The organism is Colwellia sp. BRX8-4, from assembly GCF_014077345.1.
GTDB lineage: Bacteria > Pseudomonadota > Gammaproteobacteria > Enterobacterales > Alteromonadaceae > Colwellia_A.
In genome coordinates this window covers 1-16,495 of sequence record NZ_JACGVS010000016.1, presented here as the reverse complement: position 1 = coordinate 16,495, position 16,495 = coordinate 1, and the positions used below count along the sequence as shown (strand labels likewise).

Genomic DNA, 16,495 nt, shown 5'->3' with positions numbered 1-16,495 from the left:
GGGGTAAGTTATGGCAGAATGGATTATTTCAATATTATTATTAATTGGCGGCTCTTTTGTACTCGTTGGCTCTATTGGCTTAGTAAAAATGCCAGATTTTTTTATGCGACTTCATGGACCCACTAAAGCTACAACACTTGGCATGGCATCCTTGTTAACTGCTGCGATGATCTTTTTTAGTACCACTCATACAGGGTTTAGTGTAAAAGAAATACTGATCTCGCTATTTTTATTACTTACTGCACCCATCAGTGCCTATATGATGATTAAAGCGGCGATTCATCACAAGCTTGAGAGTATAGAACGCACAAAAGGCATAGATAACATTGAAGATGATGTTTAATCTTTTCTAGCGTTAACTCAATAAAGTATCTGTTAAATATAAAACACTGACCGTCTTGATGCTCAGTGTTTTTTTACATTATTTAACTGAATATCAACACCTTATTAAAATAAAAAATCCCTAACTGTTTTAATTGTTAGGGATTTTTAGCTAGCTAGAACATCAGTATCTACTACTTAATATATCGGTGTTATAACTATTATCTGGCGTTTTATTGCCTAGTCATCTTCTGTTAAATGAAGCTTAGAAGTTAACGGTTACTTCATTTGAACATGCTGTTGACGCATCACAAATTTGATACACGAATTGGCTACCTGTTGTGCGACGTTCACGGTCACGGTAAATACCCGCATTTTCTACCGTATCAATTTTTACACCATTACGGAAAATATCTACACTATCTGCTGAAGTACCTTCCCAAGTAATATCAACACGTAAGCGACCTAAACGAGACTTGTATGCACGTTTAACCGCGGCTTCAATACTTACTGATGAAACAGTGACCAGCATATTTTCTGTAGTGTTTAAACCTTCGCTATCTGTAACGGTAAGTGTAACTTCATAGTTACCCGTTGCAGCGAAAGTATGTACAGGGTTTTGTGCGCTCGATATAGCACCGTCACCGAAGCTCCAATCCCAGCTAACCATATCGTCATTTCTATCAGTGCTGCTATCCGTAAACGTAGCGGTTAGACCGTCTGCTTGATAAGTAAAGCTCGCTTGTGGTGCGCTAGGAAGTGTTTCACCAATACCAGTAATAGTCAGTGCCCAGTTGTTTAATGTACCGGTATCTGCCGCTGCATTATCAGCAACACTTAATATCCAGTCACCCGTGGCTACTTCGCCGTTGAAAGCTGAAGAGCTAAAGGTACTATCAATGTTATCGTCGCCGCCACCTGATGCACTGTGCAGTGGTGCAGTAGTCCCTGAAGGAGATGTTAACATGACGGTTAAGTCGCCAATCCACGTATGAGTAATATTTACATAAATATCAGAAGCAAAAACGGTAAGTTCATCTGCAACATTAATGGTTGAAGAAATACCTTCTGCATTGTTATCAGGAATACTAATAACCTCATCATTCGTGTAAGTAAACTCGTTCAACCCTTGTGGATTAACCATTAAGCGAACAGTAGATGCTTTAACTAAATCATCACTTGTTCCCGTTACCACAAAAGTATATTCACCCCACTGTGTTTCCGCTGTTGTTGGTACACTCAGTTCAAATGTTGCACCTGGCGTTGCAGTATCTGTTGATAATGTTGCACCAGCAAGTGAGCCATCTAAAGTTAAGCTAACTTCACCGTTCCAATCGGCAACAGAACCAACATTAAAGCTGTAAGTTGCTGTTTCGCCAGCTTCAATAGTGTTTGAACCTGGTGTTGCTGCAAGCGTAAAACCAGGTGTTGGATCCGCATCGTTTAGTGCATTATTAACGTTCAAGCGTTTTCCTGATACTGTTTTACCTGCAAGTGCAGCGTTATCATCACCAGAGCTCATTAAGAGTGCTTTCATTTCAATCGCATTCAGTTCAGGGTTTACTGACCAGGCTAATGCTGCCGCACCGGTAACATGTGGCGTCGCCATCGAAGTGCCTGAATATGATGCGTAGCCACCACCGGGTACTGTTGATAAAATATCAGAGCCTGGAGCACCTAAATCAACAGTGGTTAAGCCCCACTGTGAAAAACTAGACATACTATCAGTACGCGTTGTACTTGCTACGGCTAAGACTGAATCATGCGGGTAGCCAGAAGGATAGCTGCTTTGCGCATCGTTGTCGTATGCATCGTTACCTGCGGCGGCAACAAACAAAATGTTAGCTTCTTCAGACGAAGTAATTGCATCAGAAAGTGCTTGGCTAAATCCGCCTCCGCCCCAACTGTTATTAGTAGCACGCACGTTTATGCCATTATTTTTTAAATCAACGAAGTAATCAATACAGGTTAATGCGTCAGAAAGGCTACCAGAACCAGATGCACTAAGGAATTTACAACCTATAATAGATACATTGTGGTTAACACCAACTACACCTAGCCCATTGTTGCCTGTTGCTCCAATCGTACCTGAAACATGACTACCATGACCTGCGTCATCCATAGGATCACCCACACCGGTAATCGCATTGATACCATGCATATCATCGATAAAACCATTGCCATCGTTATCAATACCGTCACCCGATATTTCTGCCGGGTTAGTCCAAACATTCGCCATTAAATCAGGGTGTGTATGATCAACACCGGTATCAATAACACCAATGATCACATCATGACTACCCGTAGATATATCCCATGCTTCAGGAGCATCGATATCTGCATCGGCAACACCACCACCTTGACCGGTATTATTCATGCCCCAAAGGTCAGCGAAGCTACTATCGTCAGGTGTTACGCTTGCATGAACAATATAATCAGGTTCAGCATATAAGACAGCTGGGTTTTTACGGAGTTTTTCAAGTGCACTTTTGACTGAAATATTATCAAGGGTAAATTTCGCGATACGGCCTTTTTTCAAGTTGCGATATTTATCATCAATTTCGTCATTGTTTAAATCAGAAATTTTAGCTCGCACTATGCTGCGGGCAGCACGACGGTCAAATTTAGATGCGCTATCTTTATAGACAACAATCACTGAGTCTGATTTATAAGTAAGACCTTCTTTCGAGCTAAGGTCTAGTGATGCATTAGCGAACAAAGGCAGTAACGCCAATGTTAAAGCTGATAATTTTGCTTTCATGTTTTGCTCCATGTTTATTTTTAATCGTTAATTAAATTATGTGTAGCCTACAGATAATTATTAGGCTGAATTCCTTTCTTTCTAAATATTTCTAGCTATGGGTTTACGCAACCTTATTACTTTAATCATAAAAATAGAGGTGTGACTATTAAAATGTAACAAACACGACTTTTTCATTACTTTAGCTAGATTTTTTTGAGATTTTTTACGACTTTTTTACTACTTTTTCTGTATTTAATCTGAGAAGTTATTAACTAGTCCTTTTTTGTTAGTACTTATGTTTTAACAAAGTTTTAACGTATATTTAACTTGGGGTTGTTGTTTATCTTATTGTTTTTTAATGTTTTTATTGGAATGGTAAAATAGGGTGATATATATTTGTTACTAAACAACGTACAGTTTTTAATGCAACGAAGTAAAACGAATAGAGTTTTTGTTTGGGTTTCTTATGGTTTTAATTAGAAACGTATTCAAAGTGCTTATTTACCATTTTTTATCGTTTTAAACGCTAAGGTGATATTTATCAAATTAGCGATTATGTCAATAAGCCAGGCTGGTTAAATACTGTAAGGTATATAACTTTTTTTAGGGTTAACTTATTGAAATTAAGTTTAAAATTATTATTTTGGTACTGTTCGTTATTATTGTTAAACAGTTATGGGAATACAAAACGCCAATACAGGTAAGACAACAAGCTTCTTATCCATTAAAAACATTGTGAGTAAATTGTGTACTCAAATAAAAAATAAAAAATAGGGATATATTTTGAAACTTAATAAATCATTAATCACTTGCGCCATTGTTATGGCACTAGGTTTAAATCAAACGGCTTTTGCCGGTGAAGATACCAAGGAAGTTACAAGTACGGTTGTTATTCAATCCGATCTGATGGTCAATGCACTAGGGAATGTGATTATGTTGTCACAAAGCTCTACGGTAGGTACTGATTTAGGTAATGAAACGACTATTTTTCAAGAGGGTGATGTCAATGGTACTGGCTTTACTGTGATCGGTGAAGGCAACATCGCAGAGATCATGCAAATAGGCGCCGAGAACTTAGCTGTTGGTACCTTTATTGGTAACAATAATGAACTGTACGTTGATCAAGATGGTGATATCAACGAAACAGAAAATAACGTTACCGGTGATAATAACCTTGTTGAAGTAAGTCAGCTGGGCGCTGGTTATTTGGGTATTGGTAATCGTGTTGTTAATGAGGTTGTGGGTGACGGCAACGAAATCACTGTAGATCAAGGTGACGGCGGTCATTGGGCTATCAATAGTGAACTAACCGGAGCCGATAACACTATCGATATTGTCCAAGATGGCGAATGGAATGAAACTTACCTCACCACTATTACCGGTGACAGCAATACTGTTGAAAGCACTCAAGATGGTTATTGGAATGTGACAAGGGTATCAGCGATTGAAGGTGATGCAAACGAACTTGAAATAGAGCAAGACGGCGCTCGAAATCAGGTTACTATCGCATCAGTTGCTGGTGATGAAAACGAAATTGCTATCGATCAAGAAGGTGATAACAATATCGCTGAGTCAGGACTTTATATCGGTAATGCTAACACCACTGACATCATGCAAAACGGTGATGGAAATACGGCTAGCTTTGATGTTATTGGTGATGAAAACGACTTTAACTATATACAAGTAGGCGATAGTAACAGCAGTTATATTGGCGCTATTGGTACTAATAATGAATACACTTCTGTTCAAATGGGTAACTTAAATGAAAGCCACGTTGTTAACTTTAATGGTAATAACAATAACATTGACGTGATGCAATCTGGCGACGAAAATGTTGCTGTTTTAGAAGCTTCAGCTGATGACAATGTCTTGACCACAAGCGAAAATGAAATTTCAATCGCTCAAACGGGTTTTGCTAATGACGCGGTAGTGGTGTTAAGTACTATTCTTAGTAGTAATGCGAATACCATAGATATTGCTCAAAACGGCGAATTAAACTCATTAGATATTCTAGTTGAAGGCAGTAACCACGAAATTGGTATCGAACAAATAGGTGATGAAAACTTAATCTATGGAACTGATGGCGGCGCTATGCTTATTGGCGGCGACAATATTGCATTTAACATAAGCCAAGTGGGTAATGGCAACGTTGTTGAGGGATCTTTTATTAGTGATTCTGGCGTAGTTTCTATCACGCAAATGGGTGATTGGAATTCTGCGGTCATTGTACAGCAGTAATGACTTGTTAATCTAAATTTGGATAAGGGGCCACAGGCCCCTTTTTATGTCTCTTAATATGCTTAAATATATATCTTTAATCTTGATCATCCTTTTATCGTTATTTTCGCCTTCTAGCCATGCGTCTAGTGAAGTCGAAATAGGGGGGTTACTCCTTGATAATACCAAGAGTCGTTTAGGACATGATTTTTACTTTAAATTTAGTCAGTTATGGCATGACGTACCAAACACGCAAGGTATAAATGTTCAAATAATAGAACAAATTGTACCCAGAGCAGGCACTAAGCTTAGTTTAGTGCTTAACCGTCGTATTATTTATGTCACTTACTTTGGGCGACGCCAATCACCGGTCAAAGAAAAAGTAGAGCAAGCGATATTTATATTAATCGATGCAATGTCGCAGCCTCAATATAGTCGAAATAATATTGATATGGCTGGGAATGGTTTTTAGTCATAAGGAAAGTAGCGATGAAAAAATTAATATTAGCTTTAGCGATTCACCTTAGCTTAAGCGCTTACGCAATGAGCTCAGAATTAGTTTATACACCCATTAATCCAAGCTTTGGTGGTAGTGCATTAAACGGCAGCTTTTTGTTAAGTAAAGCACAAGCACAAAATAAACATAAAGCCGAACAGAGTAAAAAAAGCTTTGAAGAAAAAGTATCAGATGCTATTGAACGGGCAACAATTAGCGATATTGTCAGTCAATATAAAGACACTGTTTTAGGTGAAAGTGCGGTATTTAATAATGAAGGCGATACCACTTTTTTTAGTGGCGATTATCAAATTGATATTTTATCTGCTAACAGTGACAGCATTACTATCGAAATCACTGATTTATTAACAGGTAAAATAACTATAATTGAAATACCGAAGTTTGGATAAACCATGAAAAAAATTATAATCGTGACCCTAGTTGGCCTGTTATCGGCCTGTAGTGTATTGGATTCAGCGAGTAATTTATTTCCTCCTAAGCAGTCATTAGCAACAAAAATGATGCCGTTAGAAAGTTTTAAAGAACTAAAGGCTTTACCTAAACCTAAAGGACCAATAGCCGTTTCAGTGTATGCTTATCGAGACCAAACAGGACAATACAAACCGCAAGCTAATGTCAGTTCATTCTCTACTGCGGTAACTCAAGGCGCTACCTCTATTTTGATGCAGGCGTTAAGTGACTCTGATTGGTTTTTACCGGTAGAGCGTGAAGGTTTACAAAATGTATTAACTGAACGAAAAATTACCCGCGCAGCTAATCAAGCAAACAAAGCGACAGAAAATATAGAATTACCCCCATTGACCACCGCTAAAATACTGCTTGAAGGCGGTATTATCAGTTATGACTCCAATACTAAAACTGGAGGCTTTGGTGCTGAATATTTTGGCATTGGTGCTTCAGAGCTATATCGTGAAGATCAGATCACCGTTTATATGCGTGCGGTTGATGTGCGCACTGGGCAAGTGCTTGTGTCGGTATCTACCAGTAAAAAAGTGCTGAGCCAAGAAGTACGCGCTGGATTTTTCCGTTATATCAGTTTTAAACGTTTAGCTGAAATGGAAGGCGGTTATAGTGATAACGAACCTATGCATGTTTGTGTGCAACAAGCGATTGAAAAAGCGATCACTGAATTAGTCATTAAAGGCATCGCACGAAATGTATGGCGTGCTGACGTTTAATCGTTGTTCGCAACAACTAAAAGGCCAGTGATTAATCACTGGCCTTTTAGTTTGTATCATATTTAGGGCTGATGATATTAATTCGCAGTAAAGAGATAATCCTGTGTCCGACTGATCAGTTCAATACGATTTCTTGATTGGGTTTTTCTAAAAATACTATAAAGATGCGTTTTTACTGTATTGGGACTAATGTGAAGCTGATCAGCAATTTCTTGATTTTTTGCACCACGAGAAACTAAACCAATGATGGTATTCTCACGTCGTGTCAGGCTGGGTAAGCTTATTGATTGTTGCTGTTGATTTGCAGGGAGTTGATTTAATTTACTCACTTTAACAAGTAACTCACTGAGCGCACTATTCATGGTTTTTCGTTTAAACCATCGCTCATTTTTTTGTAATCTTGTAATACCACGCAAAATAATGTCAATGCGTTCACCTTGATAAAATATCCCAGCAATGCTCGATATCAACAGTTGCTTTTCATCACATAAATTATCGGTAGCATTAAAAAAAACAACCCGTACTCTAGAGGTAAGTTGCTGTATTTCCATTGGAATATTATCTGTCAAAATATAGAATTGTAAATCAATAAAAATCAAATCAAAAACTGTTATTAGCTCATTATTAGGTAAGGTTTCTGCTAACGTGATATCAATACCACAGGTTTTAACTAGGTCGGTAAACTGTAGGGTAGAGTGGTGAACTTCATTTTTTGCAATATTACTTACTACACTATTTGTTAAAAAGAAGGCTTTGAGCTTAAGTCCATTTATTGGATCCATAGTTAACTAATTCCCTATCCATGTAATATTCAATCCTTTTTATGCTTATTTAACCGATAAGAAATTACACAGATACCTTGTGTCTACTTAACAATAATTTTGCATTTGTTACATCAACATAACAAATAAAAAGCGCAATGTCGTTATAAAAGAATAAACATTTATAATTAAAAAATTACCCTTGAAAAGTATCCAATTACCGTCATTTAATTTCATTATCTAAATGCTTTATTTAGCTAAAATAGCCAGTGCAAGCCGAATGACTTTTGGTTAGAATACCTCGTCTATTTTTTACCTATATGCCAGAATATAAAAATGCCAGAACCCTACCAAGATTTAATTCAAATCTTTAATGACACATTTAGTTCCAGCACCAATACTCGTTTGATCAAAGGCGACGACGAACCTTTGTATAGTCCGGCAAGTAATGCCTGTGACTATCATCAAATTATTTTTGCTCATGGTTTTTATGCCAGTGCTTTACATGAAGTATCACATTGGTGTGTGGCTGGAAAAGCACGTCGGTTATTAGAAGATTTTGGTTATTGGTATATGCCTGATGGTAGAGATGCGGAGCAACAGAAAACATTTGAACGGGTTGAAATTAAACCACAAGCAATTGAGTGGGCTTTTAGTGTGGCAGCAGGGAAAAAATTTAATGTTTCAGCTGACAACCTCAATGGTGCGGCTGCCGATACTATTACTTTTAAAGAAAATGTTTTTCAGCAAGTGCAACAATATTTGCATCAAGGGTTTCCTGTTCGCGCTCAAGCATTTATTGACGCACTGGCTAATTTTTATAACGTATCGTTGCCTTTGAATATCACCCAATTTTCTGCCAACGCAACATTTAATCACTCAGAGACTGTTACTCATGTTTAAACTTGGTTTTATTATCAATCCTATTGCTGGCATTGGCGGCAGTGTTGCTTTGAAAGGAAGCGATGGAGATGGCATTGCAGAACAAGCCCTAGCGCTTGGAGCTACCGCAAAAGCAAATCAGCGAGCAAGCTTAGCACTGTCAATACTTCTACCTTATCGAGATGACATTATCGTTTATTGTGCTAATGATCTTATGGGAGAGATGGCCGCTCAGGCACTTGGTTTTAAAACCCAAGTTGTTTTTCAAACCGATAAGCCTGAACATACCACGGCAGAAGACACTGAAAATACTGTAAAAGCCTTGTTAGCAGAGCACGTAGATATATTATTATTTGCTGGTGGTGATGGCACTGCCCGCAATGTTTGTAAAATTGTTGGCGACAAATTTCCTGTGCTAGGTATTCCTGCGGGCTGTAAAATTCACTCAGGTGTCTATGCCGTTACGCCAAAAGCTGCGGGGCGGGTAGTAGAGATGATGCTGACTAATCAGTTAGTTACCCTTACCGAAGCTGATGTTATGGATATCGACGAATCGTTATTTCGAGAAGGTATTGTTAAAGCAAAACGCTATGGCGAAATGCAAATTCCGGCTGAGTTACGCTATGTTCAAGCGGTTAAATCTGGTGGCAAAGAACTTGATGAGCTAGTGCTGCAAGACATTGCTGCTCATGTTATTAATGAAATGGATGATGAGCTTTTTGTGATTGGCTCAGGCTCAACCACCGCTTTTTTAATGGAAGAGTTGGCGCTAGATAATACTTTACTGGGCGTTGATCTGGTTGAACAGCAACACTTAATTGCCAGTGATGTAACCGAGCCGCAATTATGGCAAGCGATAACCTTAGCGAAAGCCGATAATAAAACAATTAAGTTGGTGATCACGTTAATTGGTGGACAAGGTCATATATTTGGTCGAGGTAATCAACAGCTCAGTCCACGAGTGGTCCGCGCCATCGGCAAAGATAATATTTTAATTATAGCGACAAAAGCGAAATTAACAGCATTAGCATCAAGACCCTTAATTGCTGATACCGGTGATAGTGATTTAGATATCGAGCTTTCAGGGTATTTACCGGTAATAACAGGATACAATGATCAAGTATTATACCCGGTAGCAAGTCCACAATAATGGGCTTTCAATCTATGTTTACAACTAATCATAAATTTTTTAAAACTTAACAGTAAGTAGAATTATGTCAATTGAAGAAAAAAAATCGTTTGAAAATATTGCTGCCCTTTATCTATATTTAGATAATTTATTTGATCAAGATAACAGTGATGACCAATTATTTGCCAGCAGCTATTTACGCGGCTTTATCAGTTTATCTGTTATTGAATTTGGTGATGAGTCGCAAGCACTCTCTCAAGAACTTGCGCTAAGTATCGATGAAAAATTGCAAGCAGCCCGTACCGAATTGAGCCCGCAAGATAGAAAAATAGTACAAGACTATTGGCTAGACCTTAAACAATCATTTGTATCGGTTTAGTCATAACAGCCTTTATTAAAGACTATAAATATTTACGACGAATAATATCGCGAATAACAAACCTGTTGGGTGATAAGTTAAAAAGTTCTTGTCTGCCAACAGGATATTCGCCACCCGTTAAATCAGCAGTCAAAATATCGGCTAATAGCGGCGCTGTACATAAGCCCCTAGCACCCAAGCCGGTAAGTACGTATAGATTTTTAATCACAGGTGCAGGTTCTTGATAACGCCAGTTTTTATCTTTTGCTAAATGGGCATAGTTGCTTTTATGCTGGGCTATATCAGGCATAGCGCCCACAACAGGTAAGTGATCTGGTGTCATACAGCGTAAACGAGCTTTACTCGAGGTAACGTCTTGTTCGCGCCATGATACTAATTTAGGCAGGCACTTTTCTAACATGGTTAAATTATATTGATCGCCAGCATCTGTTGCCACAATATCGAAACTGTCCTTTTCAAATGTCGCGCCGATGCAATGTTGTTGCTGGTGTGCAGGTGTTAGATAACCTTTGTGGCAAATAACGGTAGATAAGTTTTTGATCTGCTCGTTCGTTGCCATATTCGTTATTTGACCACGCACAGAACTCAGTGGTAATTCATCAATAATATTGAGTTTAATAGATTCAGCACCGCCGCAAAAAATAACAACTTTTTCATTTATTGTGCCTTTGCTTGTTGTTAGCTGCCAACTCTTGTCGTCTTGCTGGTTAAGTGCGGTAATATTTACTTGATTTTTTATCGACAACTGCTGAGTTTGCTGTGCTGCATTAAATAGCTGTTGAACTAATTCACCGGGCGCTATCCAGCCAGCGCTGGGCATAAACAACCCCCCGTGTTCAAGTGTAATACCGGCTAATAGTGATGCTTGCTCTGCATTTATACTGGTAATTAATTCTTTTGACCAAGGGTTGGTTTGCTCGAAAATTTTTTGTCTTTTTTCTAAAGCTGTTTTGTAGGAAATTTCAAGTAAGCCACACCAATCATGACTAAAAACAAACCCTTTGCTGTGTAAGTCTTTATAGCATTTTAGTGCATGCCAAAATGCCTGTTGGTAAAACAAGCTAATGTCATCAACTTGTTGATGAATGAGTGGAAATAACGCACCGACATGATTACTCGAAGCGCCTTGGGCAATTTCTTTATCTTTACAATAAAGTGTTACTTTTATATTTTTTTGAGTCAATGCATAAGCAACACAGGCAGCAGCAATGCCACCACCAATAATGGCAACACTTTCGGGTTGCTTAATAATGGGTCTAATTTGATAGCCTTTTCTTTCAAGCGGCGTATTTAAATTTTTTTGTTGTTTAATCACAAGTATTTATTAAATCCATTGGTTTTCAAGCGCTAAAGATAGTATTTTAACGTGAATTAAATGTGTCTGTCATAAAATTGTAAAAACCAGTGTACACGTGTACACTGAGCAGACCAGTTTGTGGGCAAATTTCTGTATGATATGCCTGATTTTTCAATTTTTAAATGGTTATTCAAATGAAACGTGTAGTGATCACCGGATTAGGCATTGTATCGAGTATCGGTAACAATGCGGAAGAAGTTTTATCATCTCTTAAAGCAGGCCGTTCAGGTATTAGTAAATCTGAAAGCTTTGCAGAAGCTGGTTTAAAAAGTCATGTTTGGGGTAAGCCCACGATTGAGCCTAAAGATCATATTGATCGCAAAGCATTTCGTTTTATGGGTGATGCAGCAGGTTATGCTTACATCGCTATGGAACAAGCCATTAATGATGCCAAACTAACTGAAGACCAAGTATCAAATGTTCGTACCGGTATTGTTGCTGGCTCAGGCGGCGCGTCTTCAGAAAATATTGTTATTACCACGGATACACTCCGTAATCGCGGTATTCGCCGTGTTGGCCCTTATGCTGTGCCTAAAACTATGGGCAGTACCGTTTCAGCTTGTTTAGCAACACCTTTTAAAATTAAAGGTGTTAACTATTCAATCAGCTCTGCGTGTGCAACGAGTGCACACTGTATTGGTAACGCCATGGAACTTATTCAACTGGGCAAGCAAGACATTGTTTTTGCTGGCGGTGGTGAAGAAGTTCATTGGTCTCTAGCGATGATGTTTGACGGTATGGGCGCTTTATCTGCGGGTCGTAATGATACGCCAGAACTTGCTTCACGTACTTATGACGCTGACCGTGACGGTTTCGTTATTTCAGGCGGCGGCGGTATGGTTGTTGTTGAAGAACTTGAACACGCTTTGGCTCGTGGTGCACATATCTATGCTGAAATTGTTGGCTATGGCGCAACTTCTGACGGTTACGATATGGTCGCTCCAAGTGGTGAAGGCGCAGTACGTTGTATGCAACAAGCCATGCAAGGTGTTGAAGGCAAAGTTGATTATTTAAATACTCACGGTACTTCTACACCTGTTGGTGATGTTAAAGAGCTTGGCGCAATTCAAGAATTGTTTGGTAAAGATTCACCGGCAATTAGTGCAACCAAAGCAATGACGGGTCATGCACTCGGCGCGGCGGGTGTTCATGAAGCTATTTATTCATTACTGATGATGGAAAACAGTTTTGTTGCTCCGTCTATCAATGTTGATAACTTAGATGAAAAAGCGCAAGGCCTAGATATTGTTACTGAAAAACGTGATGTTGAACTTAATTTGATTATGTCTAACAGCTTTGGCTTTGGTGGCACTAACGCTACTTTAGTGATGAAAAAATATAAATAATGACAAACAACGATACCTTGTCATTTAGTGTTTAACTAAATCAGAAATACGCTTTGAATATAATTAACCGCGTTTTTCTGTTTGGTTACATCTAAAAGACTCAGTATTATTTTGTTATTTAAAAAGCCACTTTATAGTGGCTTTTTTGCATTTAAGATACAATAACCCTCATCAGATCAATAATGACTTTAGGTTTATAAACCATGAAGATTTTTTACGATGAAAACATGCCTTTTGCTGAAGAGTTCTTTGGCGACCTAGGTGAATTACACCCATTTGTTGGTCGTGAGTTAACCGCTCAACAGGTCAAAAGTGCGGATGTTTTATTAGTGCGCTCGATTACTAAGGTTAACCAAGCGCTATTAGCAAGCAATTCAACTTGTCAGTTTGTTGGTACGGCAACAATCGGTGTTGACCATATTGATCAGAGTTATTTAACTGAACGGGGCATTACTTTTACCGCAGCGCCAGGCTGTAACGCTATTTCTGTTGCAGAATATGTGATCAGTGCCTTGGTTGTCTTAGCCGAACGTTACTTAATTGATTTGTTCTCGTTAACCGTAGGTATTGTTGGTGGGGGTAATACCGGTACTCGTTTAAGTGAAAAATTATCGGCACTGGGTATTAAGTATTTAATTTGCGATCCACTACTCGCCGCAAAACAGACAAATAATACTAAAGACCAACGCCATTACTCATCACTTGATGATGTTTTAGCTTGTGATGTCATTTCACTGCATGTTCCCATCATTGAAAATGGCGAACAGCCAACTTTTCACTTACTCAATGAAAAACGTTTAAAGCAACTGCACGAAAAGCAAATTCTTATTAACGCCTGTCGCGGTGAAGTTATCGATAATAAATCGTTACTGGCGCTTAAAAAACAAGGGCATGGTTTGAAAGTTGTTTTAGATGTTTGGGAAAATGAACCTAATATATTACATGAACTTATTGCCTACACTGAAATATCTTCTGCGCACATTGCAGGTTATAGCTTAGAAGGAAAAGCACGTGGTACAGAAATGCTCTATCAGGCATTATGTCAACAACTGAATATACCGATAGAAAAGCACCTAAGTGATTTTTTACCACGCGCCTCAATAACCGAAGTTGAAATTAATCAACCGTTCGAGCAAATACTACTAAACCAGCTCGTAAAAATGGTTTACGATGTACGTCGTGATGATGGAATTTTCAGAGAAACAATTTTAAGTCATGGCTTTGACCACATTCGGAAAACTTATCCGGCTCGCAGGGAGTTTTCTGCGGTTAAAGTAAGCATGACAAATCAAGCCAAGAGTGATGTGCCACATCATCTTGGTTTTCTTAAAAAGTAACTTATTTAACGTATATAAAGTACTAATCTTCAAAGCAAAGAGAGAGTGACATGGCACAGAAATTTGATGTCTGCGTATTAGGCGCTACAGGTTTGGTGGGTAAAACCATCATTGAAATATTAGAAGAACGTGATTTTCCAATCAATAAATTATACCCGTTGGCGAGTGCTCGTTCAGCAGGTGAATTTATTGACTTTAATGGTCAAAGTATTGAAGTACTCGATGCTGACCATTTTGATTTTAGTCAAGCGCAAATTGGCTTTTTCTCTGCGGGTGGCTCAATTTCAGCTAAGTTTGCTCCTATTGCTGGTGAAGCAGGGTGTATTGTTATAGACAATACTTCTGAGTTTAGATACGACGCAGATATTCCGCTAATCGTTCCTGAAGTTAACCCAAGTGCATTAGCTGATTATAGAAACCGTAATATTATTGCTAACCCTAATTGTTCAACTATTCAAATGATGGTCGCGCTAAAACCTATCTATGATGCTGTTGGTATTAATCGTATTAATGTTTCTACTTATCAATCAGTTTCTGGTGGTGGTAAAGCAGCAATGGACGAATTAGCTAAGCAGACTGCAGACTTGTTAAGCGGAAAACCTGTTGAGACTAAACATTTTCCTCGTCAAATCGCTTTTAATGTTATCCCGCAAATTGATGTCTTTATGGATAATGGTTATACCAAAGAAGAAATGAAAATGGTCTGGGAAACGAAAAAAATTCTAGGCGATGAAAACGTTCTTGTTAATCCAACCGCGGTTCGTGTGCCGGTATTCTTTGGTCACGGTGAAGCCTTACATATTGAAACGGGATCACCGATTTCAGCAGAAGAAGTTAAAGATTTGCTTGAGCAAGCTGAAGGTATTGTTGTTTGTCGTAATGACGAAGACTTCCCAACACAGATAGGCGATGCAAGCGGAAAAGATGCCACTTATGTTGGTCGTATTCGTGAAGATATTAGTCATAGTTGTGGGATCAATATGTGGGTTGTTGCTGACAATGTACGTAAAGGTGCGGCAACAAACAGTGTACAAATTGCTGAATTATTGGTTAAAGACTACCTTTCATAACATCCCTTTAATAAATGAGTTAGCGTTAAAGTTGAGTTAACCTTAAGATTTATTAAAGAAAAATCAAAACTCGTCGTTATAGTTAACGACGAGTTTTTTGTTTCATTATTACTAAAAAAATGTGTATTAACTTGCTATGATATAAACAGCAGGTGTAGGGTTGGAATAAAATTTGCTTTACTTTCTCTAGGCTTGAAGTGCCAAACAATTGGCAGTAAATAAAAATAATTAGGAAAACTTGATGCATCGATTATTACGCCTGTGCCTGTGGCAGGTAATATTTATAAGCATTACCACGTATAGTGTTTCTTTGTTCGCCTTTGAAGAAGGCGGTATTCGTATTCGGGGCCCCAAGGCGACGGATATGTTTCCGTACGATCAATACGGGCCTATTACCTCAAAAGATACCCTGTGGAACATTGCTTTAAAAGTTCGTCCAGACCCTACTTTGTCTGTTTATCAAGTAATGCAGGCGTTATATCAAAAAAATCCGCAAGCATTTAAAGAAAATAACTTAAACCATCTTAACAATGGCCAGTACTTAAAATTGCCGTCTGTTAGTGAGATGCGTGCCATAAATCCTCTTGCGGCAAAAAGTAAGTCAACCTCTGATGATAAAACATGGCAAAAGAAAGTTGCTAAAACTGTTAAGAAAAAAATTGTTCCTCCTGCTGAACTTGCCATTAAAAAGGAAGATTTAGACGCGACTAAAAAAGAAATCAATGCACAGCTTGAAGAAATAAACTCTAAGCAAACCGTTCGTTTAGAAACTATCCAAAATGATGTTTTAGATTCAATTGATGGCTTGCAGGCTATTCTTAAAGAAAATGCAGTTGTTGATGAAAAAATATCAACGGTGAATCAGCAGCTGAATGTTTTTAAAGAAGCTTCAACTATAGAAGATGAAAAACAAAACGCTCAATTAGCACTGATCATGTCACTTCAGCAAGAACTATTGAAAATGGCAGAAGCGAGTGAGCAAGCGTTATTATTAGAGAAGCAAAAAGCTGAACTTGAAAATGAAGGCATAACCTCGCAGCTTTGGTTTCAGATCTTAATGTCAACGCTACCAGCATTTTTTGTCTTGAGTCTTGTATTTTGGTTCTTGCGCCGTCAAAAAGGTGGAGAAACTGAAGCTGTAGCTAAGCCTAAAAAATCAAAAGCTGTTGCTCAAGAAAAAGCCAAACCAGCAGACACAGCTGAAGCACCTCTTGCTGCTTTAGATAACGAACTTTCACTTGATGATGAATTATCGCTT

At 38.4% G+C, this 16,495-nt stretch carries 15 protein-coding genes; 12 read left to right on the top strand and 3 right to left on the bottom strand.

Annotated elements, in window-relative coordinates; genetic code table 11:
- Positions 1-10 precede the first annotated feature (10 nt).
- Entirely contained in the window at positions 11-343 is a 333-nt protein-coding gene (locus tag H4J56_RS13700; protein ID WP_070374293.1) for a Na+/H+ antiporter subunit G, read from the top strand.
- Between the two features lie 243 nt (positions 344-586).
- Here H4J56_RS13700 and H4J56_RS13695 read toward each other — a convergent pair whose 3' ends face one another.
- On the bottom strand, positions 587-3,082 hold the full coding sequence (locus tag H4J56_RS13695; protein WP_182259473.1) for a S8 family serine peptidase: 2,496 nt from the start codon (positions 3,080-3,082) through the stop codon (positions 587-589).
- 765 nt (positions 3,083-3,847) lie between these two features.
- Between H4J56_RS13695 and H4J56_RS13690 the strand changes: the two genes are divergently transcribed.
- Genes H4J56_RS13690 through H4J56_RS13675 form a run of 4 tightly spaced genes read left to right on the top strand, consistent with a single transcriptional unit; the run spans position 3,848 to position 6,976 of the window.
- The gene (locus H4J56_RS13690; protein ID WP_182251589.1) at positions 3,848-5,302 is read left to right on the top strand and encodes a curlin; all 1,455 of its coding nucleotides are present in this window, start codon (positions 3,848-3,850) and stop codon (positions 5,300-5,302) included.
- A 46-nt stretch (positions 5,303-5,348) separates the two neighbouring features.
- Positions 5,349-5,753: a curli production assembly/transport protein CsgE gene (locus H4J56_RS13685; RefSeq protein WP_259366432.1), complete on the top strand. Its 405-nt coding sequence runs from the start codon at positions 5,349-5,351 to the stop codon at positions 5,751-5,753.
- A 17-nt stretch (positions 5,754-5,770) separates the two neighbouring features.
- Complete coding sequence (locus tag H4J56_RS13680) at positions 5,771-6,187, top strand: curli assembly protein CsgF (RefSeq protein WP_182222895.1); 417 nt, start codon at positions 5,771-5,773, stop codon at positions 6,185-6,187.
- 3 nt (positions 6,188-6,190) lie between these two features.
- Positions 6,191-6,976, top strand: a complete 786-nt coding sequence (locus H4J56_RS13675; protein WP_182214008.1) for a CsgG/HfaB family protein — start codon at positions 6,191-6,193, stop codon at positions 6,974-6,976.
- A gap of 77 nt (positions 6,977-7,053) precedes the next feature.
- Here the strand turns inward: H4J56_RS13675 and H4J56_RS13670 are convergent, their stop codons facing one another.
- The gene (locus tag H4J56_RS13670) at positions 7,054-7,758 is read right to left on the bottom strand and encodes a LuxR C-terminal-related transcriptional regulator (protein ID WP_182214007.1); all 705 of its coding nucleotides are present in this window, start codon (positions 7,756-7,758) and stop codon (positions 7,054-7,056) included.
- Positions 7,759-8,073: 315 nt separating this feature from the next.
- On the opposite strand from H4J56_RS13670, the gene H4J56_RS13665 reads away from it, so the two are divergent.
- From H4J56_RS13665 to H4J56_RS13655, 3 genes are all read left to right on the top strand, one after another.
- Positions 8,074-8,640 carry an elongation factor P hydroxylase gene (locus H4J56_RS13665; RefSeq protein ID WP_182230841.1) on the top strand — a complete coding sequence of 189 codons (567 nt, stop codon included), beginning with the start codon at positions 8,074-8,076 and terminating at the stop codon, positions 8,638-8,640.
- The gene (locus tag H4J56_RS13660; RefSeq protein WP_182214003.1) at positions 8,633-9,769 is read left to right on the top strand and encodes an ATP-NAD kinase family protein; all 1,137 of its coding nucleotides are present in this window, start codon (positions 8,633-8,635) and stop codon (positions 9,767-9,769) included. Before H4J56_RS13665 ends, H4J56_RS13660 begins: the two co-directional genes overlap by 8 nt.
- Before the next feature lie 64 nt (positions 9,770-9,833).
- Positions 9,834-10,127 carry a YfcL family protein gene (locus H4J56_RS13655; RefSeq protein ID WP_070374290.1) on the top strand — a complete coding sequence of 98 codons (294 nt, stop codon included), beginning with the start codon at positions 9,834-9,836 and terminating at the stop codon, positions 10,125-10,127.
- Between the two features lie 22 nt (positions 10,128-10,149).
- Here H4J56_RS13655 and mnmC read toward each other — a convergent pair whose 3' ends face one another.
- A complete protein-coding gene (gene mnmC / locus H4J56_RS13650; protein ID WP_310733840.1) occupies positions 10,150-11,442 on the bottom strand; it encodes an FAD-dependent 5-carboxymethylaminomethyl-2-thiouridine(34) oxidoreductase MnmC in 1,293 nt (430 codons plus the stop codon).
- Between the two features lie 176 nt (positions 11,443-11,618).
- Here mnmC and fabB point away from each other — a divergent pair, with 176 nt between their 5' ends.
- The 4 genes from fabB to H4J56_RS13630 form a co-directional block, all read left to right on the top strand.
- Positions 11,619-12,830: a beta-ketoacyl-ACP synthase I gene (gene fabB / locus H4J56_RS13645; protein ID WP_070374288.1), complete on the top strand. Its 1,212-nt coding sequence runs from the start codon at positions 11,619-11,621 to the stop codon at positions 12,828-12,830.
- A gap of 203 nt (positions 12,831-13,033) precedes the next feature.
- Positions 13,034-14,167: a 4-phosphoerythronate dehydrogenase gene (locus H4J56_RS13640; protein WP_182213998.1), complete on the top strand. Its 1,134-nt coding sequence runs from the start codon at positions 13,034-13,036 to the stop codon at positions 14,165-14,167.
- 50 nt (positions 14,168-14,217) lie between these two features.
- The gene (locus H4J56_RS13635; RefSeq protein WP_070374286.1) at positions 14,218-15,237 is read left to right on the top strand and encodes an aspartate-semialdehyde dehydrogenase; all 1,020 of its coding nucleotides are present in this window, start codon (positions 14,218-14,220) and stop codon (positions 15,235-15,237) included.
- A 241-nt stretch (positions 15,238-15,478) separates the two neighbouring features.
- A partial coding sequence (locus H4J56_RS13630; protein WP_182259472.1) for a FimV/HubP family polar landmark protein occupies positions 15,479-16,495 on the top strand: 1,017 nt, incomplete at its 3' end.